Origin of the sequence: Paenibacillus rigui (genome assembly GCF_002234615.1) — a bacterium.
Classification (GTDB): Bacteria; Bacillota; Bacilli; order Paenibacillales; family NBRC-103111; genus Paenibacillus_S; species Paenibacillus_S rigui.
Map to the genome: position 1 here is coordinate 38,569 of NZ_NMQW01000050.1, position 21,085 is coordinate 59,653.

Sequence of the window (21,085 nt, forward strand, 5' to 3'; positions counted from 1 at the left end):
TTACGTACTACTTAGACCAGGCTTATATTTCCAGCACCATGGTTGCGTCCGCTTCAGTTCTTCTTTGCGTTCAATCGAATCTGAGGCATTTTAACTGTACCCTGAGCTGTTACTTCAAAGGAACCGGTTGTCACGCTGTCGTAGCCATCCTTGGAAGCTGTGATGGTATATATGCCTTCCGGCAAATTAAACAATAGGTAGTTCCCGTAAGCATCGGTATCCATTGTATAGGTTGCTTGACCTACCGTTGTGATGTGTACACCGCCCAATCCCGAAGAGCCAGCGGCTGCTACGTTGCCGTAAACAAGTGTGGCTGCCATCGCTCTGTCCAGCGCATAGGTGCCGGGACGGATATTCACGTAAATCGGTGTATCCCCCACTGCATACCCATTCTTTGTAAATTGGAATCTGTAGTGCATCCATGGCTGCAGGTTCACGCTGTATTGCCCATTGTCATCGGTCATCAGCTGTTGGACAAGCGTCTCCTTCGTGCTGGTCATTTGATAAACATTTATTGCTACGCTACCTTGCTTCAAGCCTGTACCGTATTCGTACACTGTACCGCTCACTGTGGCGGGCAACGGCTTCATATATACCGTAACTCTCGTTTCTTTTCCTTCTATGATTTCGAATGGAGTGGACACTGCATCATTGTAGCCTTTTGCAGTCACTGTGGCCGTTCCCGTTCCTACAGGCAAATCGATGAAGTAGGCTCCATCTACATTGCTTTCTTCCGTAAACGTCTCATTATTGATCGTGACCGTCACAATAGCACCGAACACCCGCTGGATACTTCCAATGGAATTGTCTCTCGCTCCAAGAAGCAGTGCTGTATGGTACAGTTCCATTGCTTCCATTGAGATGGTTTGACCTGTAATTACAGCAGTCGCTGAAAAAGTGCCTCGCGGTAAATATCCATTACCCTGATAAGTGAAATAATAAGATCCGGGTACCAGATTGAGGCTGTATTGTCCGTTCGCATCTGTTGTCACAGTGGTAATAAGCGTCTCGGGAGCCGAAGGCTTGCTGTACACGGATACCGTCACCCCAGATGCGCCTTTATTTACTGCACCGTTCCTGCTGAGCTTTGCATCGTATACATATCCCGTGACCGTTCCTGTGCCCGATGAAGAACTATGATGATTATTGCTGCCTGAAGAGCCGGAGCCTCCGCCCGTACCTCCACCTACAGCACCTTCCCCGTTTACATTGCCCGGCTGTTTTTCAAAAGTCGTTCCTTTGCCCGTATCGTTCAAAGTAACGATCTCGATCGTTCCTTGGCCTTTAAATGTAATGACATTATTTATGATGGCATTGTTGATAACGGCATAAATACTCAACTCTACTTGAGCTTGAGTTTGTGCGATAAATTCCTGTACTCTTGTCGTCCCTTCCAATACGATACGAACCAGGCTAAGCTTTTTGTTTACAATTACTTTCCCCAGCATGGAATCCTTAAAATGAACGGAATTCGCTCCGCCCCCGTTGATCGTTGTCGTTCCTTTAACGGTTACGTTCGTTAAAAAAACGTCTCCTTCCTGAATTCCACTTGCCAACAGCAAGTTCCCTTCAATCACGGTATTTTGCAATTTGACGCCGGACACTTCAATGACGACATTGCCGGAAATCGTCTGCTGTCCCGATTCAGGTCCGTAGGTTCCTTCCCGGTTGTACACCACCTCGGCGGTTCGCCCCGCCAATGCACGATCCAGCATTACCACCGCTTCAGCCCGTGTAATTTCTTTCTTAGGCTTAAACGATGTATCAGTATAGCCTTCTACGATTTTTTGAGCTGCAGTGGCTTCTACAGCGGCCTTACTCCAAGCTGCCACCTGGTCTCCATCAGTAAAAGCATTCCCGGCTCCCGTGTAGGAAGAGGTATCCAGCTTCAACAAACGGGAGATCATGACTACAGCTTCCTCCCGGTTGATGGCTTTCATTGACCGGATCGTATGGTCCTCATAGCCTTCAATATAGCCCGCTCCTAGTGCTACTCGCACATCTGTGTAGTTCCAATCCGATGATTTCAAATCGGTAAAGTACACATCCGATGTTACACTCAGGCCGAAGGAACGATTCACAAGCGCCATAAATTCGGCACGCGTAATTGCATGGTCCGGTTTAAAGGAACCATCCTCATAGCCTTGAATTCTGTTCTTAACTATCCAATCGGTCAATGGTTTCTCTGCCCAGTGACCTTTCACATCAGATAACTCTTCCGCACCATAGACCATGCCAAAGGATGACACGATCAAACACAGGGTAAGGAGCAGAGTCGTCCCTTTTCTGATCAACCCATTAAACATGTGAGAAATCTACCTCCAAATGAATACGTTCTATTAAGTCGATTACTTGCTTACTTGCCTGAACCCGGACCATATCAAGCCGGTTACTGGATTCGACAAAAAGCAGCTTTGCCAATATATCAAATATTTACAAAATAATCTATATTTTAGTACAAATATCCTAGAATAAATGTTTCCGAGTACACGGAATCAAGCAATCTTGAATTGCGAGAGCAGCCGCTGCATTTCGTCGGCCATTTCAGAGAGCGATTCCGCCGAGGCCTGTACCTCTCCGGTTGTTTGCAGCTGTCCTTCTGCAGAAGTGGATACGTGCTGCGAGGATGCCGCCGTTTCCTTGGCAATGTAAGCAACCTGCTGCACCGCAGCGGTGATTTGCTGGGCACCGGCTGAGATTTCCTCCGAGGTTGCCGCCATTTCCTGAATTTGTGAAGCAATATGCGAGGTCGATTTCAGAATCCGGTCGAAGTTTTGCTCCGTTTCCTTAACCAACTCAATCCCTGTGCTAACTTCGGTCTTCACTCTGCTCATCGCTTCACCGGAGCTGCGGATGCTGGCCTGAATTTCATGCAGCAGCTGACCGATCTCTTCTGAAGAGCTGCCCGATTGCTCGGCCAGCTTACGTACCTCCGCAGCGACTACGGCAAAGCCTCTCCCCTGCTCCCCAGCGCGAGCCGCTTCGATTGCAGCGTTGAGCGCCAGCAAATTCGTCTGCTGGGCAACGTCTTGAATCGCTTGAAGGATGCTTCCGATCTGCTTGGATTTACTTTCCAGAAGCCCAATTACCTCATCGGTTTCATGAACCGAGGAATGGATGGATTGCATTTGGTGAACCGTGTTCTGAACAGATGCCTCACCGGTTTCCGCCTGCTGCTTCGTCCATTCAACCGATTCTGCAATGGTGGAGGCACTCTCCGCCATGCGGCTGATCCCTGCACCGACTTCTTCCATGGAACGGGACGTTTCTTCCATCGTCAACGTTTGCTGATCTGCCCCCGTCGCCACTTCCTTCACTGTAGAAGCGATTTGCGCGGAAGCCTGCTGCATCTCGCCGGAGCTTGATTTGAGCTGGTCGGCCGACACCGTGACCAGTTGGGCATGTCCATTGATATTTTCAATCATTTGACGCATATGATCGCTCATTTTAGTGAAGGCAATGCTTAGCTCTCCAATTTCATCGTGACGCGAGAGCACCTTACTGCGCACGGACAAATCTCCTGCGGAGATCCGGTTGGCGACGGCCCCCATCTCCTTCAACGGCTTGGAAACATGCTGGGCAATGACGAAAGAAATAGTCAAGCCCGCCAACACAGCAATAATACTTAACGTTATCACCCATACCATGCCTGAGCTGTAAGATTGTATCAATTCCTCACCCCATCCGTTCGCATTCGTCTGGATGTTGCGGGTAAGTACGTCAATAACATAACTGCAGCCGCTCAACGATTCGTCCGCCCTTTGGATCATCTGCATCCCTTCCGGGCTATGCTTTTGAGCAGTGGTCAATATAAGAGGGAATTGCTTGGCGTAAGCCTCCCACTTCTCATTAAACAGCTTGACCAGATTCCTGTCCGCATCCGTAACGGCTATTTTCGCAAGGTTTTGCGACCGGCCTTGAATACTGGTGAACAAAGCCTGGGCCTTGTCCGGCTGGGAAACGACTTCCCCGTTGGAACCTGCTATCGAGCCCATATCCTCCTGCACCGGCTTTTCCTGCAAATTCAATTGAATGCGCAGCATCAAATCGTCCAGTTCCTTCAAATCATAATTCAAATTCCCCAGCATAATGACGTTAGGCAGACCGCTATCCGTCGTTTGCTTCGACTTTTCCCCCATCGTGCTCATCCTTGTAATCGCCGTTACACTGATAATAGATAACAGCAGCAAGACGACAACAAAGCTCGCTAACAGCTTTTTGAACAGGGTAAGCTTGAAATTCAACTTCAAATTGATCCTTGATTTCAACTCCATCTTCCATGCCTCCGAATACTCAGCTTTTTATGTTTTTTGGGTAATCAAATGCAAATGGCTTCCTTACATTTACATTTTTACCCTCTCTTATTCATTCATCGACAAATAACGAGTAAATATTTAGGAATTTGTCGAATTGTAACATTTCGGAAGACCTATATTGAGGACCTAATCTTCCTACTCTACGCAAAAAAGAGCCCTGGAATGGTTTCCAGAAGCTCCTCGGGTTTCAGTTATATGAACTACAATACATTCGGAATGTCTACGTTAGGATCGACATCCGCTTCATAATCTACGCCATCCGTCTCAAAACCGAACAGCTGGAAAAATTCCCGGCGATAGCCTTCAAGATCCGTCAGCTGATAAATGTTATCGGTTGTCAGCTCGTTCCAAATGTGAGCTACTTCCGTCTGTACATCGTCCCGAAGCTCCCAATCGTCGATGCGAATGCGGCCTTCAGCGTCCACAGGGGTCCCCTGCTCCGCATAGAGACGCTCTGCAAATAAACGGTACGTTTGCTCGATGCATCCTTCGTGAATGCCCTTCTCTTTCATCACCTTATACAAGGCAGAAATGTACAACGGCACGACCGGGATCGCCGAGCTGGATTGCGTTACCAAAGCCTTGCTGACTGTAACATATGCCCGTCCGCCGGTTGCGCCAAGCTGTTCATTGAGCTGTCTTGCCGTAGCTTCCAGATGATCCTTGGCCCGACCGATCGAGCCCTCGCGGTAAATAGCCTGCGTAATTTGCGAGCCGATATACGAATAAGATATCGTAGTCGCATCGTCGGCAAGCACTCCACCCGCTCTCAACGCATCGATCCACAGCTGCCAGTCGTCTCCGCCCATGACTTCTACGGTCTCGCGGATTTCATCCTCCGTTGCCGGTTCGATTGTGATCGGACTAACGACACCGTCATGAAAATTGACCGTCTTGTTCGTGTAGGGCTTACCGATCGGCTTCAGCACGGAATTCGCCGTTTCCCCTGTGCGCGGATTCGTCCGGCGGGCAGAGGCTACGCTATAAATGACCAGATCGACCTGACCCAGCTCCTTGCGGATCAGTTCAATCGTTTTCTGCTTCGTCTCATCGGAGAACGCATCGCCGGTTACACTGTAAGATTGAAGCCCCGCAGCCTGCGCAGCTTTCTCAAATGCAGCGGAATTGTACCATCCGGCCGAGGCCGGCCGCCCTCCGGCACGCTCTCCCTGGCGGTACACGCCGACGGTGCTGGAGCCCGCGCCAAAAGCGGCAACGATCCGCGAAGCCAGGCCATATCCAGCCGAAGCTCCGATAACCAGCGTTTTGCGCGGTCCTTTGGCAATGGGCGCATGTTCTTTGACATAATTGATTTGCTGCTGAACCTGCTGCGCACAGCCTTGCGGATGTGCCGTTGTGCAAATAAAGCCGCGTGTTCTTGGTTTGATAATCATGTGCGTTAATTCCCTTCTAAGCTCGTTATATGTAATCCATCGCATCCTCTGCTAGGATTGCAGGTCTACTGACTATAATACCGATTTTTTACGAAAACGTAAAACAATCCGCTGCATAAAGTCCCGAAAACAGCACAAAACCAAGCTAGCGCCTCCATGAAGCTTTCACAAATCAATCCCTTGCCCGCATTCACGAGAAAGAGGCTTTACCAAATACCATAATTAGTGTATCTTTGTCGATATATTCTATGGGTCTAAAGACCCCCATTCCTTCAAAAAAACACGTGCTTTCACCCGCATCCCCCTGTTCCAAATCGTACATCAGCAGCAAGGTAAACCTGGTCCAAACACAGCGGAACCGGTTATCGTCACAGAACGTTCCATCCTGCAGCTTCATATGTGATATAAATCACATCACCAGAAATTCCGGATTCATACAATGAAATGACATCACTTAACCAGGCAGTTTGAACTACTTCATGATGCAAATTGTATGTAGCGCAATCTATGCCTGCCCCGTGAAGGCTTCTCCAGATCAAGGCGAGGTTCTTTTTATGTATCATTCAAAAGCAAGATTACTAGTTGGAGGAAGACACCATGATGAAACGTTTATTTGTTCCGGGAATTGCTGTGCTGAATCGTTTTAATTATGCGGTTAAATTTGTGCTGATCGGCGGCCTGCTGGGACTCATCTTAACTGCCGCGACCTTCTGGATTGTTAGCCAGCTGAATCAGCAAATCGAGGACGATCAGAAAAGAGTGGAAGCCATTGCCGCCAATCAGAGCGTGACCGGATTGATTAATCTGGTACAGCAGCACCGCGGTACGGGCACGATTTACCTAAATGGAGACAAGTCCGTACAGGACAAGCTGAAGCAATTAGAAAATCAAATCGGCCAAGTGATCCTCGAGGTGGACGAGATCGATAAGAAGTCGGGCAGCACCTACATCATGAGCGAACGATGGAGCCAGTGGAAGAAGGATTGGAGCGGCCTGCTATCCAAATATGCAAACGGAACGAGCTCAGAGTCCTTTGACTCTCATTCGAAGCTCATCGAAAGCCTGCTCACGATGCTCAATGAAATTGGCAGCCAATCGGGATCCTATTTAAGCGATGATTTGATGGTAGACTATATGAGCAACAACGTGTACTCTACGGCTCCCTATCTCATTGAAAAAATGGGCCAGTCCCGCGGCATGGGCTCCGGCGCCGTAGCGGCCAAGAAAATCACCCCGGAGCAGCAGAGGTCGCTCACATCTCTAAAGGCGCAGATCGAGGTATATTTCGAACGAATGAATCTTGAACTGAGCAACGCTCTCACCAAGGACCCCGCGGCTTCCGCAGCTGCGAAGCCTTTCTTCGATCAGGCCCTGGGAAGCACCGATACCTTCTTTAGCATGCTGGATAAGGATGTTCTGGGTGCACCCGTCATTACGATAGAATCCCAGGCTTATTTTAATACAGCGACCGATGCGATTGACCGCACATACCAGTTACATAAAAAAGAGCTGGAGCTGCTTTCGAGTAAGCTGCAGGCTCATATTCGGGAAATGAAGGACACCAGGACTATATTTCTGGCCATCATCGCCATTCTGCTGCTGGCTGCGCTCTACGGCTTCGTAGCGTTTTATTTCGCCGTGTCCGATGCGGTGAACCGTCTGAAGACAGCTGCGCAGGCTGTTGCCGACGGAAACCTGAACGTCCGTGCCGACCTTCGCACGCGAGATGAAATGCACGAGGTATCCGTAGCTTTTGATGCGATGGCAGCGAACCTGCAAAACGTGATCTCGCATATACGCACGAGCTCGGAGGAAGTGGCGCAGCTATCCGGCGAGCTGGCTGCCGGAGCGAACCAGCAGGCCGACGCTTCCCAGCAAACCGCCGCCCTCATACAGGAGGTTGCCGCCGGAGCCGAGGAACAGATGGCCAGCATAGACGAAAGCCGCAAAGCGATGGCAGAAATGGCTGCCGGTGTGCAGCGGATTGCGGAAACGTCGTCACTGGTAGCCGAGACGTCGCAGGACACCAGCCATCTGGCCCAGCGCGGGCTTGCCTTGGTGAAGCAAACGATCGACCAAATCAACAGCGCCTCTAACGCTTCCCGTGAGACGGATGAGGCCATTCACGTCCTGATCGGGCATTCCGAGCAGATTAGCAGCGTCGTCGACCTTATTGCCAGCATCTCTTCACAAACCAATCTGCTGGCGCTTAACGCTTCCATTGAAGCAGCCCGGGCAGGCGAACAAGGCAAAGGCTTCGCGGTTGTTGCCGGGGAGGTGCGCAAGCTGGCTGAGCAAACGCAGCAATCCGTTCAACAAATTGCGGAGCTCGTTCATGCGATTCAAAGCCATTCAGCAACCGCCAACGACGTCACGAGCAAAGGAATGGTCGAAGTGGCACGCGGTGTTGAGTCCGTACGACAGACGGTTGAATTGTTCGAGGCGATTCTTGAGGGAACGAAGGATGTTTCCGGACAAGTAGAAGAAGCCGCGACCGTGTCGGAGCAAATGTCCGCAGGAACGGAGGAAATTTTGGCCTTTACTGAGGAGCTCGCACGTATTTCCTCCCACGCGGCGGATCAGGCTCAAGGCGTCGCAGCCGCCACGGAGGAACAGCTGGCCCAGACGGAAACCTTCTCCGAGATGGCCCACCGACTGGGGACCATGTCTGGGGAATTGCAGCGCATGATCCAGCATTTTAAATAAGGAATCGTACAGAATCGGATGCTACATGCAGATATGTGAGAAAGTAAACCAGTCTGCCTCCTTTACCTTGGGGCAGGCCGGTTAGGCTTTTGTTGTGACTAGATGCAGCCTTTCTGCAGCAGCAGCTCCCCCTGTCGCGTTCCACAGCTCCTTCTGTGCAACGGCATCATTCGCGGGAAATACCGGAGTGATCGGTTGACCCGTACCTACGTCAAAATACCCGCCAGTCACCCCCTGATATTGCGGTCCAACCGCCAGCCGGTTTATAATCTCCGCTCCTTGATGCGGATCTCCGATACGCAGCCAAAGGGCCCAATAGTTGACAGCCATCATCTCTGAGAACCCTTCGGAGATCATTCGCTGCCGGAATACATGTATCCCTGCGTTATTTAAGCTAAACACCTGCGGCTGATAACCAAGCCGGCTAATCGCCTAAATTAAAAAAAGGACTGCAACAGCCCGCCTCTTGGCAAACTAGTTGCGGTCCTTCATTTTCTAGGCGTGCAGGAGCAGCAAGTCAGCAGATCAGATTTTAAATCGATGGGCTAAGCTTTGCAGATCAGCTGCCATCTCTGAAAGGGAAGCAGCGGAGGAGGAAATTTCCATCATTGATGCCGTTTGCTCCTCTGCGGAAGCAGCTACGTTCTGCGTATGCGATACGGATGTATGAGATATCTCAGAGATAGACAGTGTACTGGAAAGCAAATGACCGATCTTGGTGTTGATTTGTTCAATAGAGCTTGAAATATCCTTCATTTGACCCGCCACCTGATCGACAGAGCCGTAAATGCCAGTAAAAGTGTTCCCCGCTTCTGCAACTAAAGCCGCTCCCTCTTTAATTGCGGCTTGCGATTCATTAAGGGAGTGGATGGATTGGAACGATTCATTTTGTATGTCCGAGATCAGCTGCTGGATCTGATCGGCCGAATTTCTGGTTTGCTCAGCCAGCATACGGATTTCATTGGCAATGACCGAGAAGCCTTTTCCATATTCGCCCGCTCTGGCTGCCTCGATGGAGGCATTCAATGAAAGAATATTCGTTTGATTCGATATATTCGTAATCAATGCGACGATATGTCCGATTTCCTTCGACTTTGCTTCAAGAGCAAGCAGCACTTGCTCCAAAATATCCGTTTTCCCCCGAATAAGATGCATTTGGTTGACCGTGCTGGAAATGACCTCCTTTCCCGTCTGGGACAGATAGGATGCCGCTTGAGTCGTACGATTTACTTCCTGAACGAATCCGGTTATGCGATCGGAGTCAGTTGCAATCTTATGTAATGCGTCCTGGGAATCCTGCACGCTGGTAAACTGGCTCTCTGCGCCTTCGGCAACCTCACTAATCGAAGCGCTGATAAAGCTGGAGGCTTTACCGGATTCCTCGGCGCTTGCCGTCAGCTCCTCAGATAAAGCGGCGACCTGATTGGAAGAATGGCTGATCTCCGTAATAATTCCGTGCAGGTTCTCCTTCATCAGAATGATATGTCGGGATAATTCGCCTATCTCATCCTTGGACTGCAGCTGCAGTTGTCTGGTCAAGTCCCCCGCTGCAATATCGCTGACAAAGCCTACCATGTCCCGGATGGGCGAGGCAATTCTGTGGGAGATCCAGTAAGCGGCCATCAAGCTAAGTAGAAACAGAAGGAGAAATACCAGGATGGCTGTCCCTTGCAATGAAGCCGATTGCTTCAGCATTTCCTGCTGTGAGGCGACAAATCCAGGAATCCGATTCATGAGTACCCCCTGGATCGCACCATCATGACTGAGCAAAGGCAGCAGGTACGAAGCGTAGGATTGTCCCCCAAGCTGTACGACCTGGATCAGTGGCTTTTTTGACGATTTGACTTGGTTGAGGAGAGGGACAAGAGCGGCGTAATCCGCATTGTGAGCCGCAAGCTTGGATACGTTCCGGGCTTGATCCTTCAGCTTCTCATGGGAATCGGCGAACATTTGTTGACCGATTGCATCTTTTTGAACGTCTGTCATAACGTAATAGTCCGTTTGGTCGCTGACGAGAAAGAGAGTAGAGCCGGCTTGAGTAGACTCTGCAATTTTGCTAAACATCGCCTGGTATGCCTGCTGGCCTACAACGATCGCGCCGATGACTTTGCCGTCGGTATCTTTAATAGGGGCGCTAATTTGCAGCTTGCCGTCTTCTTCATTTACTTCCCAGGAAATGACGGTCTGCCCGCTATCCAGCGACGCATTGGTAGAAGCATATTGAAGCTGGCCGAAGCCGTCGAATGAGGGATTGGTGGGGCAGGCAAGGATTGGGGTTTTTCCATCGGACGTTCGTTCCTTTAGACTCGTGACCCAAATAAGGTCAATGCCGATCTTTTCTTTAGCTATTCTAGAACTGCTGTCGAGAGCGCTGTGCAGCAGCTCCTTATTATTTTCTTTGACAGCCCTCACCACCTGCTTGTCCTGGGCCATCTGATCCGCTAAAAAGGCAGCAGTTTGAGTAACGTCTGCCACATAACCATTGACCCCCTTCTCAACCATCGCTACTTTGTCCTCCAACTGCTTTTGCAGCAGCTCACTGGAGTAATCCGTCGTTTTGTCGAGCATATTTTTAACAAAATACACATTGCTGCCAAGAATGACAATAATCACAGCAGCTACAAACAGCATGATCTTCCATTTTATTGATGTCATAATAACTCCCCTACTGAATATGTCATTCAATTTGATAGGTTTGAAACGCTGTGTGCCGATTCCTGTTGTATGAGGTGCACTTTGCTGTGTGGCTAAATAAAGAGAAAGAGCAGGTTGCCCGTACCGGGCTGAAAGAATAAAATCCACACATGTGTGTCGTTTTTTGTCGTTTACATACCTCCTTGGTGTAATTTTTGGCACTATATGGCACACGGTATATTGTATACCATTTATATATAATAGATCAATCATTGACAGATACGCATTTTTAATTCTACACGGTGGCGGATGTACCCGAGGGCCAAATTTCCGGAGCTGTCGAATCCGGTCGAACAACCGATTCGGACAAATTTGTTAATACAAGAGATAGTATGATCATGAGGACTATATTGTCGCGCAGTTTATTGGACCTATTTGTCCTCGGTACGTCCTTGTTAACTTTGTGTTGACTTGGAGTCACTTGAAAGCAACAAAAAAGCGTACAGACTCTAGTGGTCTGTACGCCAAACGCCCGTCGGACGCGGTCTTTCCGTTCTTATTCTTCCCCTGTCGCCACCGGATTGTCCTTGTAGCTGACCCAGTCGCTCCAGCTGCCTGCATAAAGCTTCACGTTCGAGAAGCCCGCTTCCTGCAGCGCCATGACGTTCGGGCAGGCGGTAACACCGGATCCGCAGTAAACGATAATCTCGTCGGCTGTCTGCAAATCAGCGAAACGGCGCTTTTGGTCGTCCCCGCTGCGCCAGTTCCCCCACTCGTTCAGGCTGTTTTTCCAGAAGTCGTTGCGTGCTCCCGGAATGTGCCCGGCCACGGGATCAATGGCTTCCTCCAGCCCCAAGTACCGGCGCGATTCCCGCGAATCGAGAATCACTGTTCCCGGTTGTCCCAAACGGTTTTTCACGTCCTCCATACTCACCAGCATAGACTCCTGAGGCTCCGGAACGAACACCGCTTCATGTACGATAGGAGGTTCGTCCGTTACGGGATATCCCGCTTCCTTCCAATGGGCATAAGTTCCATCAAGCACATAAACCTGCTTGTGTCCCAGGAACTGAAGCAGCCACCAAAAACGCGAAGCCATCGCTCCCCCCTGATCGTCATAGGCAATGACCGTCGTATCGCTGCCGATTCCTGCACTGCCCAACTTGCGGGCCAATGCATTCCAATCCGGCAGCGGGTGGCGTCCGCCGTGCTCGCTTTTAGGTGCGGACAAATCTTCTTCGAGATCAAAATAGACCGCACCTGGAATATGATCAGCGGCATATGCATCACGGCCTGAAGCCGGATTCCCCAAGGCAAACCTGCAGTCGGCTATAACAATATTTTCAGCGTTTCCGTGCTCAAACAGCCAGTTTTGGCTTACAACATGCTTTAGCACCTAGGTTCACTTCCTTTGCTGTGAGTAGTGGTATTTCTATTAGTATACAACGGATGCCAGGCGGAGCAAAATGCGAAAAGCGTCATTTGCGAAAATGTTTTGTGGTTCGCCTGTATTCGACAACCGAACCCCTGCCCGGTACAATAAGGAAAAAAGGAGCGAAGCCTCATGGACCTTGTACCGATATTTCAGCTGGTACCTTTAACCGAACACGACGGCAAAGCCTTATGCAGCTGGGTCTACCCGGCTCCGTACGATATTTATAACTGGCCGGCTTGGGAAGCCATGGCTGAAGCCCGGCAGGAGTTTACCGACCCCGCCATACGCGACGCCCAATACCGTGCGGTGCTGGATCAAGAGGGCACGTTATGGGGCTTTGCGCAGCTATTCCCCATCGTAGGCGTAACACGCCTTGGGCTCGGCATGAGGCCAGATCTGTGCGGACAGGGCTATGGCGTTTCTTTTGTTCGTGCCATTGTCGAGGCAGCCAAACAAAAAGCACCTGCCAACGAGATCGACTTGGAGGTGCTGACCTGGAATGAACGCGCCTATCGCGTGTATGAAAAGGCCGGCTTCGGCCTGACCGACACCTATGAACGGATGACGCCTCGCGGCATGGCTGAATTCCATTGTATGGTATGGAATCCTTAGCCTTCTGCGACTTCATCAAAGCGTCGCGCCGTCTCAAAATCCAGCTCCGTCAGCCCTTCAGCGCGCCAGGTGGTGAGACGCAGCTTAACCAGCGTATAGTCAATCACAATGAACGGATGATGATTGAACGCCTCCGCCACGGAGGCCACCCTGTCCACGAAAGCAACCGCCTCGGGAAATGATGGAAACCGGTACGATCTAACCAGCCACTTCCCTTCCTCCCGGCCCCAGCCTGGAACCCGCTCCAGCCTTGAGGCTAGTTCATCCTCCGACAGCTTCACTCGACTCATCCGACCGCCTCACACTAAGTAAATGACGCTGATCAGCTTGCCGTCATGATGAATAACAATGACATGCTTTTCTTTGTCGTGGCTAAGGGTACATCCGCCTACCTTCATCTTGGGTGAGGTACCGAGTCCATAAAACAAATCATCTGCCAAGGTTTTCATGCATTCCTGCTGTTCCTCGCGTTCCAGCTCATTCCATTCGTCGTTCGTCATCTCCAAAAAGGTGTAGCATTCATCAATACTGTGTAAAGCTTGGGTGAAATCGTCAATAATGTCATTATATTCTCGACCGAACTTAATTCCCATCAACAGTCAGTCCTTCCGGATGGATATGGAATGGAAAATGCTTACTAAGCATTGTAACCTGAAAAAACCTATCCATGCAACCGGTCTCATATGGATATACCAAAGCATTCCGCTCCAAGTTTCCCGGGCGGGTCCGCTGTAACCTCCATCGGCATTCCCGGCGAAACTGGGCCGTAATAGCGCAAACCGGGCTGGAGTCCATACTTCGGCGGATCCGAAAGCAGCCGGAGGAAGCGAACGGAATCGATCAATTATGGCCGATCGATTCAAGCATTTAAACCCAAAATCTGTTACACTATAAGGATACACTTAGAGTTCGGAGGCGGAGCGTTTTCCATGCTGAAGCTGCACATTCCCAAAAACCGAATGAATTACCTGATCGACCGGATGCAGCACCAATTCGCACTCCCGATGGTGGAACAAGGCTGGGAGTATCATCATAAAGGCCGTGTGACCGGTCTGGAGCTGATCCACGGCGTCGAAATTCATGCTCTGGTGAGCGATACGAAACCATGCGAGGTCCATTTGGATATGGATCAGTTCGAGAAGAGTGAATGCAGCTGTCCGGAAGAGGAGTACTGCATGCACATGGCTGCTGTCATTTTCACCTTGTATGCGGCTTTCGCCCGACCGGAGCTTCTGCTGCAGCAGCTGCGTCAAGCGATTCGGGTCAAAAGCCGCCAGGCCCAAACCCGTTCCTCGGCAGGACCAAAGACCGAGAAAAAGACCGAGCGTCTGGAGCCCCCTCGGCCGGAGCAGCTGCCTTCCGTATGGCATCGCTACTTTGACCAGCAGTTTTATGGGTATTCGTTATCGCAGCAGCATTCCATCGAGCAGTTTTACAATACGGCCAAGGAGTCGCTCGGCTCACTGGCCGCCGGGTGGAACGAGCCGCTGCGCTCTCTATACGGGCTACACGTGCTGCTGTTCGTTATGCGCAAAATGGAGCAATTCTACAGCGAGACAAAAACATCCTATCTTTCCTTTTATATCGAAACCGGCTGCAAAACGGTTGCCAAGCAGTGCATGGAGCAGTTGAACGTGCTGCTGCCGGAGCTTGATGTGCCTGCGCTTGCCAAAAGCTGCAGCAATGCGCTCGACGATACGCTCGGCATGCTGGGGGAGGCTGCACTGAACGGAAAAGACTCCCCTCTCGATTGGCTGGTTGCTTACCGCAGCATCTGGTGGCGCCTGAGCGATTCGCCGCAGCGGGTCCAGCGTGAACGCAAACGGCTTCAGCTGCTGCTGGAAAAGACGTCGCTGCTGCCCCGCAAACGGGATGCGCTGCTTGTGGCCCTTGCTCACTTTGACGTGATGGACGGAAATGATGACGAGGCGCGTGTACGACTCGAGCATCTCAGCAAGCGGGAAGCCCGGGATTATTTCCTCTACTTGCACCGCTGCTATGAAGACCAGCAGTGGGACCGGATGCTGACCTGGCTGCGATGGATGCTGCCTTCCATGCAGCGGGCCCAGCAGGAGGAGCTGCGCACGTTCTGTACGTATTGGATGGAAGCGGTAAACCGTCAACCGGAGGATACGGAATGGGTTGATGTGATGATCGCCCTGCTGCCGCGCACCTATTATTTCTACACCGCCTATTTGTTGAAGGCGCACCGGTTCAAGGCTTGGATCGATCTGCAGCTGGCCAACCGCGTCTCACCGCTTGATCTGTATACGCTCGACCTGAAAACAGTCGAGGAGCATGATCCGTCGCTGCTGCTGCCGCTGTACCATCAGGCCGTAGAGCGAAGCATCGCGGAGAAAAACCGCAGCGCCTATCAGATGGCGGTCCGGCTGCTGAAAAAGCTGCAAGCCTACTATAAAAAGCTCGGCCAAACCTCTATTTGGGAGGATTATATTTACCGCCTCTCCGCAAGGTATTCCCGACTGCGTGCACTGCAGGAAGAGCTGAAGAAAGGGAAGTGGATACCATGATCGAATCGTCTGCGATAACCGTTCACGCCCGTTGGACGGCTCCCGGCTGCTTCTTTGTGTGGGGCACGCGCTACAAGGGGGGCATTTGCGATGCCTATGATTTAAAGAACGTGCTGTTCGCCTGGCACCAGCCGTCCTTTTACGGCACGTTCATCGAGGTCTCCGAATCGATGAATGTGGAGGGCCTTCAGCTGCCGGCCTTGGAGGCGCTGGACTATTTCTGCAGCCCGGGCGCTGTCCAGCATGTCTCGCTGGAGTGGACCCCTGAGCTGCAGGAGCTCATGCGCCTGGCGCCTCACATGAAGGAGGCGCTCGTACAAGGCCGCTGCATGCCCGATTTCACGAAGTGGAAGGCGGGCGAGCTCGGCTGGAAGCTTCAGCTGCCGGAGCAAGTGGCGGCTGAAGGGCTCTCGCCATTGGCGCAGCAGTGGATGGACCGGCTCATTCCCGAATGGGCCGAAGAGGACGGAACGCTGCGCCAGAGCATTCGCCAGCTGGAGCTGACATACCCGCTGCTGCAGCGCGGCAAACTGCCGGCCGATCTATGGATGGACGAAGAGGATTGGCTCGTCTCGATCGGCTGGCAAACCGACGGCACGCCGTTCCGCACGTGCCTGCAGCTGAGCGAGCCGCCGCAGGGCCGCGGCAGCTGGCCGCTGCGCGTCGTGCTGCAGGATCGCGCCGACAAGGCGCAGCTGCGCGAGCTCGACCCGCACGCGGTCGCCGCGCTTGCCGCGCTGTCCGTGCACAGCGCCGACGCTGCCGCACGCACGCTCGACGCTTCGCCTGCACCCGACGCTGCTGCACACGCGCTCGACGCTTCGCACGCGCCTGACGCCGCTGCACACGCGCTCGACGCCTCGCCCGCGCCTGGCGCCGCCGTGCCCGAGCCGTTGGCAGACCTGCCGGCGGCGTGGCAGCCGCAGCTCGTGCGCGCGGCGCACGACCTCGCCAAATGGCAGCGCATCCTGCCATGGCTGACACGCACCAGCGGTGCGCCCGGCGAGCTCCGCAGCGAGCTGACGGCCGACGAGGCGTGGCAGCTGATGAGCAACGGCAGCCTGCGCTTGATGGAGGCAGGCTACTCGGTATTCCTGCCCGCCTGGTGGGAACGGATCCGCCGTACGAAGCCGCGGCTCAAGGCAAAGATTAAATCGTCTGTCGGCTCCGCCCCGCAGTCTATGTTCGGCCTGCAGCAGCTCATGCAGTTTGACTGGAAGGTCGCTCTTGGCGACATTGAGCTGACGGAGGAGCAATTCCGCGCGCTGCTGGAGGAGAACCGCAGACTCGTACAGATTCAAGGGCAGTGGGTCCAGCTCGATCCGGACCAGCTGCTTCAGCTGCAGCAGGTTATCGCCCAGGTTCAGAAGAAGCAGGGTCTCTCCCTGCGGGACGTGCTTGAGCTTCATCTGCTTGGCTCCACGGAAGGCGAGGAGGAATACGGCTTCGAGCGATCGCTCCAGATGGAGGTTGAGCTGAACGAACAGCTTCAGGATATGGTCGACCTGCTCAACCATACCAAACGACCTCCGCTGCTTGAGCCTCCTGCCTCATTCCGGGGGACTCTGAGGCCTTATCAGGTGGAGGGCATCTCCTGGTTGCTCTTCCTGCGCAGCGTAGGGCTCGGAGGTTGTCTTGCCGATGACATGGGTCTCGGCAAAACCATCCAGATGATCACCTACCTGCTGCACATTCGCAGCGAGCAGGACGCCCAAGGAGCAGGCGGCAGCGCAGCCCGCCCGCAGCACATGCGGTCGAATTCGAACGATATTGCTGATTTTGAACCAAGCTCCGGCGCCACACCGGGTCTGAGGGGACCTCGCCTTGCCCTGCGAGGAACGGCTGGCGGCGCAGGCGACACCTCATCTGCGGCTCCCTCCCTGCTCATTTGCCCCACCTCAGTGCTTGGGAACTGGCAAAAGGAGCTGGACCGTTTTGCACCGCTGCTGAACATTTATTTGCACTACGGCCCGAACCGCGCCAAGGGTAATGCTTTTCAGGAGGCTATCCGCGGCTACGACCTGGTGTTAACGACTTATACCTTGTCGCATTTGGATGAGTCGGAGCTCACTTCCGTCGAATGGAACTCCATCTGCCTGGACGAAGCACAAAATATTAAAAATGCGTACACCAAGCAGGCTACCTCGATCCGCAGCTTTCATAGCCGCCATCGGATCGCCATGACGGGAACACCGATTGAAAACCGGCTGACCGAGCTGTGGTCGATCTTCGATTTCCTCAACCCGGGCTATCTCGGGACACTGCGGGATTTCACGCACCGGTATGTGAGTGCCATTGAGAAATCGAACGATCCGGAGCTGATCGCGAAGGTACAGCGCCTGATCCGGCCGTTCCTGCTGCGGCGGGTGAAGAAGGATCCGGCTATTCAGCTTGATCTGCCCGAAAAGCACGAATACAAAACGTTCGTTTCGCTTACCGCCGAGCAGGGTATCTTGTACGAAAACTATATTAAGGATATGTTCGAGCGGCTGGACCGCCTCAGCGTGATGGAGCGCCGCGGCTTGATTCTCGCAGCGCTGACCAAGCTGAAGCAAATATGCAATCATCCGTCGCTGATGCTGAAGGAGCCGGCCACCGCCCCTTGGCAGCAGCGCTCCAACAAGGTGGAGCGTCTGCTCGAAATGGTGCAGGAGCTGCGTCAGGAAGGCGACAAATGCCTCATTTTCACCCAATTCGTGGAAACCGGGCATCTGCTGCAGCGCATATTGGAGCAGGAGTTGGGGGCACCTGTCCCGTTTCTGCACGGCGGCACGCCGAAGGCTACGCGCGATCAGATGATCACGCAGTTTCAAGACGAAACGCTGCCGCCGGAGGAACAGAACGGTATCTTCATTTTATCGCTGAAGGCCGGAGGTACGGGACTCAACTTGACTGCCGCGAACCATGTGTTCCATTTCGACCGCTGGTGGAATCCCGCAGTAGAGAATCAGGCTACAGACCGGGCTTTTCGGATCGGGCAAACCCGCCACGTGCAGGTGCATAAATTCGTTACGCTTGGCACGCTGGAAGAACGGATTGACGAGATGATCGATAAGAAGCAAGGCTTAAGCCAGCAAATTGTCGGCAACGGGGAACAGTGGATTACGGAAATGTCGACGGAGGACTTGAAGGAATTGTTCGCATTGCGAAGTGAATGGGTGGAGGCTTAAGGGGCGCGCCCCCTCTCCCCCGCTTCTCCTGCAGCCGCCGGCTGCAAATTATGGTGAGGAAAACGAGGTTGTTACAGATGAATCCTGTCATTGCCATTGAACAAGTGTCCTTTCGGCGCGGCGCGCTCGAGCTGCTGCATCAAGTGAATTGGACCATCCGAAAAGGGGAGCATTGGGCGCTGCTTGGACTGAACGGCTCCGGCAAAACAACCCTGCTCAACATCATTACAGGCTACCAATGGCCCACCTCCGGTAAAATTGCGGTACTGGGGCATCCCTTCGGAGAGATCGATCTGCGTGAGCTGCGGCAATCCATCGGCTGGGTCAGCTCCTCCCTGCAGGAAAAGCTGTATGCCGGGGACTCCGCGCAATCGGTCGTCATCAGCGGTAAATTCGCCACCATCGGTCTTTACGACAAGCCGACGGAGGAAGACTTTGATCAGGCCCGGCGCCATATGGAGGCGCTGAATTGCCTGCATCTATGGGACCGCGAATACCGCACCTGCTCGCAGGGAGAGAAGCAAAAGCTGCTCATCGCCAGAGCGCTTATGAGCCAGCCGGCCTTACTGATTCTGGACGAGCCGTGCAACGGGCTCGATCTATTTTCACGGGAGAAGCTGCTTCAAAGCATACAAGAGCTTGCCCGGCGGGAGGACAGCCCTACATTAATCTATGTCACGCATCATACGGAGGAGATCGTGCCCATGTTCAGCCATACGCTGCTTCTGCGCAATGGGCTCGTCTTTGAAGCAGGGCCGACGAAGGAAATATTGAGCACGGAGAAGCTGAGCGACTTTTTCCAGCAGCCGGTCTCGGTCTATTGGAATCGGGGACGTGCATGGACGCAGCTGGAGGAAGAGGAGGAACGCTAAACACTCAGGTCGAGGAATAAATAGTTCGAGCCCCCTACAGGACAAGAATAGGTCTGCATCAATCGGGATGTATCCAGATCGGTATACTCTTGGGAGAGCATGCCTTGCTGCTGGTTGCTCATGCGCAGTACCGTCGGGATGAAATAGGGACGCCAAATCCAGTTCGAGCCCTGATACTTCATATCTTTTTGCCAGCCCCCGCCCTCCGAGCGAACATAGTTCGATGAGATTTGGCAGCCGTCCTCCCGGCAAATATACATCCGCTCCACATTGCCCGACACACTCAGTAGCAGACTTTCAATCAGGGCATCCGCCTCCTGTGCAGAGGAGATCCTGACATCAGATGTCACTAATGCATTCAGGCTATCTTGAATCGCATACAGTGACCGGTAGCGCAGCACTTCCTGCTCTGTATAGCTGCGGATTTCTTCCTTTAACAGCAGCTCGTATGACTGTGGAGCCTGCAATTCAGCCTCCGCTCCCGAGAACAGAAACCCCTGGACGTACCGGGCTCCCGCCTTCATCGCGTAGTACAAATCCTGCTTCGTCTCGACGCCTTCGATCAAGAGCGACGAGCCCATCTGGGAGGAAAGAATCGAGAAGGAATTCAGCAGCGCCTTGTAGCCGTCGTGGAGCGCGCTTTTTTTGAGCAGCTTCAAATCAATCTTCAAAATATTGGGCATGATCGAAGCGATCCGGTCATAGTTGCTGTATCCGCTCCCGATGTCATCAATGGCGATCCTGCAGCCCTGCTCCCGATACACCTGAATGATCTCCGTCAACTCATCCAGCCGCCCCTGAAACTCCTCTTCGGTAATTTCGATAACGACACGGGAAGGATCCAAACCGTGCTTTTGTATAAACTGCAGCGTAGGCAGCTGCTTCGTCGCTTTGTACATCCTGTAAATCCAGGACGGCTTTAAATTGAGAAACAAAAGGACATCCGTATGCTGCCTCGCCATCGCGACGATCGCTTTCTCTCGAAGCAGCCGATCCACATCCAGATGCTCCTCCTCGCTTACCGTTCGATCGTGAAAAAAAGGCCCTAAGCTATAAACCCGCCCCCCGTCAATTCTCCGACCTAATGCCTCATAGCCTACAATTTGCTGCGTTTGCAATGACAAAATGGGTTGAAAATAAGGTGCCAATTCCTGTCCCTGCAGCTGCTGCCGCGCTTCTGTCTTCAATACTACCGCCCCCCGCTGACAACCACGTAATGTTAGTGTAATCTATTCTAACATAAGTTGCGTCTTTTGTAAGCCAGATTCAGGAAACAGGGGATGCTTTCGAACAAAATTGCAGGAGTCGGCGGCCGTGGATCGCACCGGCAATTCCTTGCTTGCAAATTTCACCCGGACAAGAGGGTTTATCCGGATTTTGTCGAATGGTGTTCATACAAAGCTAACCGGCTTCGT

General features: G+C 52.6%; 14 protein-coding genes. 5 read left to right on the forward strand and 9 right to left on the reverse strand.

From position 1 onward, the window contains the following. Positions 1–53: 53 nt before the first annotated feature. From CF651_RS27075 to fabV, 3 genes are all read right to left on the reverse strand, one after another. The gene (locus CF651_RS27075) at positions 54–2,306 is read right to left on the reverse strand and encodes an S-layer homology domain-containing protein (protein ID WP_094017981.1); all 2,253 of its coding nucleotides are present in this window, start codon (positions 2,304–2,306) and stop codon (positions 54–56) included. 189 nt (positions 2,307–2,495) lie between these two features. After that, positions 2,496–4,274 carry a methyl-accepting chemotaxis protein gene (locus CF651_RS27080; protein ID WP_094017982.1) on the reverse strand — a complete coding sequence of 593 codons (1,779 nt, stop codon included), beginning with the start codon at positions 4,272–4,274 and terminating at the stop codon, positions 2,496–2,498. A 242-nt stretch (positions 4,275–4,516) separates the two neighbouring features. Then, positions 4,517–5,710: an enoyl-ACP reductase FabV gene (gene fabV, locus CF651_RS27085; protein WP_094017983.1), complete on the reverse strand. Its 1,194-nt coding sequence runs from the start codon at positions 5,708–5,710 to the stop codon at positions 4,517–4,519. Between the two features lie 597 nt (positions 5,711–6,307). Here fabV and CF651_RS27095 point away from each other — a divergent pair. Continuing rightward, positions 6,308–8,416, forward strand: a complete 2,109-nt coding sequence (locus CF651_RS27095; RefSeq protein ID WP_094017985.1) for a methyl-accepting chemotaxis protein — start codon at positions 6,308–6,310, stop codon at positions 8,414–8,416. A gap of 81 nt (positions 8,417–8,497) precedes the next feature. On the opposite strand, the gene CF651_RS27100 is transcribed toward CF651_RS27095, so the two are convergent. From CF651_RS27100 to CF651_RS27110, 3 genes are all read right to left on the reverse strand, one after another. Further along, positions 8,498–8,749, reverse strand: a complete 252-nt coding sequence (locus CF651_RS27100) for a Rossmann-fold NAD(P)-binding domain-containing protein (RefSeq protein ID WP_094017986.1) — start codon at positions 8,747–8,749, stop codon at positions 8,498–8,500. Positions 8,750–8,941: 192 nt separating this feature from the next. After that, positions 8,942–11,071, reverse strand: coding sequence for a methyl-accepting chemotaxis protein (locus CF651_RS27105; RefSeq protein ID WP_179233017.1), 2,130 nt, complete (start codon positions 11,069–11,071; stop codon positions 8,942–8,944). Between the two features lie 535 nt (positions 11,072–11,606). Beyond that, positions 11,607–12,446, reverse strand: a complete 840-nt coding sequence (locus tag CF651_RS27110) for a sulfurtransferase (RefSeq protein WP_094017988.1) — start codon at positions 12,444–12,446, stop codon at positions 11,607–11,609. 168 nt (positions 12,447–12,614) lie between these two features. On the opposite strand from CF651_RS27110, the gene CF651_RS27115 reads away from it, so the two are divergent. Continuing rightward, a complete protein-coding gene (locus CF651_RS27115; protein WP_094017989.1) occupies positions 12,615–13,097 on the forward strand; it encodes a GNAT family N-acetyltransferase in 483 nt (160 codons plus the stop codon). On the opposite strand, the gene CF651_RS27120 is transcribed toward CF651_RS27115, so the two are convergent. Beyond that, positions 13,094–13,387 (reverse strand): 4a-hydroxytetrahydrobiopterin dehydratase, encoded by a 294-nt coding sequence (locus CF651_RS27120; protein WP_094017990.1) that lies wholly within the window; start codon positions 13,385–13,387, stop codon positions 13,094–13,096. The genes CF651_RS27115 and CF651_RS27120 overlap by 4 nt on opposite strands. A gap of 9 nt (positions 13,388–13,396) precedes the next feature. After that, positions 13,397–13,690 carry a hypothetical protein gene (locus CF651_RS27125; RefSeq protein ID WP_094017991.1) on the reverse strand — a complete coding sequence of 98 codons (294 nt, stop codon included), beginning with the start codon at positions 13,688–13,690 and terminating at the stop codon, positions 13,397–13,399. A 336-nt stretch (positions 13,691–14,026) separates the two neighbouring features. Between CF651_RS27125 and CF651_RS27130 the strand changes: the two genes are divergently transcribed. From CF651_RS27130 to CF651_RS27140, 3 genes are all read left to right on the forward strand, one after another. Then, positions 14,027–15,628, forward strand: coding sequence for an SWIM zinc finger family protein (locus CF651_RS27130; RefSeq protein ID WP_094017992.1), 1,602 nt, complete (start codon positions 14,027–14,029; stop codon positions 15,626–15,628). Then, positions 15,616–18,798 carry a DEAD/DEAH box helicase gene (locus tag CF651_RS27135; protein WP_425436337.1) on the forward strand — a complete coding sequence of 1,061 codons (3,183 nt, stop codon included), beginning with the start codon at positions 15,616–15,618 and terminating at the stop codon, positions 18,796–18,798. The genes CF651_RS27130 and CF651_RS27135 overlap by 13 nt, the downstream gene beginning before the upstream one ends. A 77-nt stretch (positions 18,799–18,875) precedes the next feature. Continuing rightward, a complete protein-coding gene (locus CF651_RS27140; RefSeq protein WP_094017994.1) occupies positions 18,876–19,670 on the forward strand; it encodes an ABC transporter ATP-binding protein in 795 nt (264 codons plus the stop codon). Here the strand turns inward: CF651_RS27140 and CF651_RS27145 are convergent. Further along, the gene (locus CF651_RS27145; protein ID WP_094017995.1) at positions 19,667–20,857 is read right to left on the reverse strand and encodes an EAL domain-containing protein; all 1,191 of its coding nucleotides are present in this window, start codon (positions 20,855–20,857) and stop codon (positions 19,667–19,669) included. The two genes, CF651_RS27140 and CF651_RS27145, sit on opposite strands and share 4 nt — an antisense overlap. Positions 20,858–21,085 lie beyond the last annotated feature (228 nt).

Excerpts from the sequence above, each read along its gene's own strand:
- CF651_RS27075 (WP_094017981.1), bottom strand. The coding sequence starts at position 2,306 with ATGTTTAATGGGTTGATCAGAAAAGGGACGACTCTGCTCCTTACCCTG.
- CF651_RS27080 (WP_094017982.1), bottom strand. The coding sequence starts at position 4,274 with ATGGAGTTGAAATCAAGGATCAATTTGAAGTTGAATTTCAAGCTTACC.
- fabV (WP_094017983.1), bottom strand. The coding sequence starts at position 5,710 with ATGATTATCAAACCAAGAACACGCGGCTTTATTTGCACAACGGCACAT.
- CF651_RS27095 (WP_094017985.1), top strand. The coding sequence starts at position 6,308 with ATGATGAAACGTTTATTTGTTCCGGGAATTGCTGTGCTGAATCGTTTT.
- CF651_RS27100 (WP_094017986.1), bottom strand. The coding sequence starts at position 8,749 with ATGATGGCTGTCAACTATTGGGCCCTTTGGCTGCGTATCGGAGATCCG.
- CF651_RS27105 (WP_179233017.1), bottom strand. The coding sequence starts at position 11,071 with ATGACATCAATAAAATGGAAGATCATGCTGTTTGTAGCTGCTGTGATT.
- CF651_RS27115 (WP_094017989.1), top strand. The coding sequence starts at position 12,615 with ATGGACCTTGTACCGATATTTCAGCTGGTACCTTTAACCGAACACGAC.
- CF651_RS27120 (WP_094017990.1), bottom strand. The coding sequence starts at position 13,387 with ATGAGTCGAGTGAAGCTGTCGGAGGATGAACTAGCCTCAAGGCTGGAG.
- CF651_RS27125 (WP_094017991.1), bottom strand. The coding sequence starts at position 13,690 with ATGGGAATTAAGTTCGGTCGAGAATATAATGACATTATTGACGATTTC.
- CF651_RS27130 (WP_094017992.1), top strand. The coding sequence starts at position 14,027 with ATGCTGAAGCTGCACATTCCCAAAAACCGAATGAATTACCTGATCGAC.
- CF651_RS27140 (WP_094017994.1), top strand. The coding sequence starts at position 18,876 with ATGAATCCTGTCATTGCCATTGAACAAGTGTCCTTTCGGCGCGGCGCG.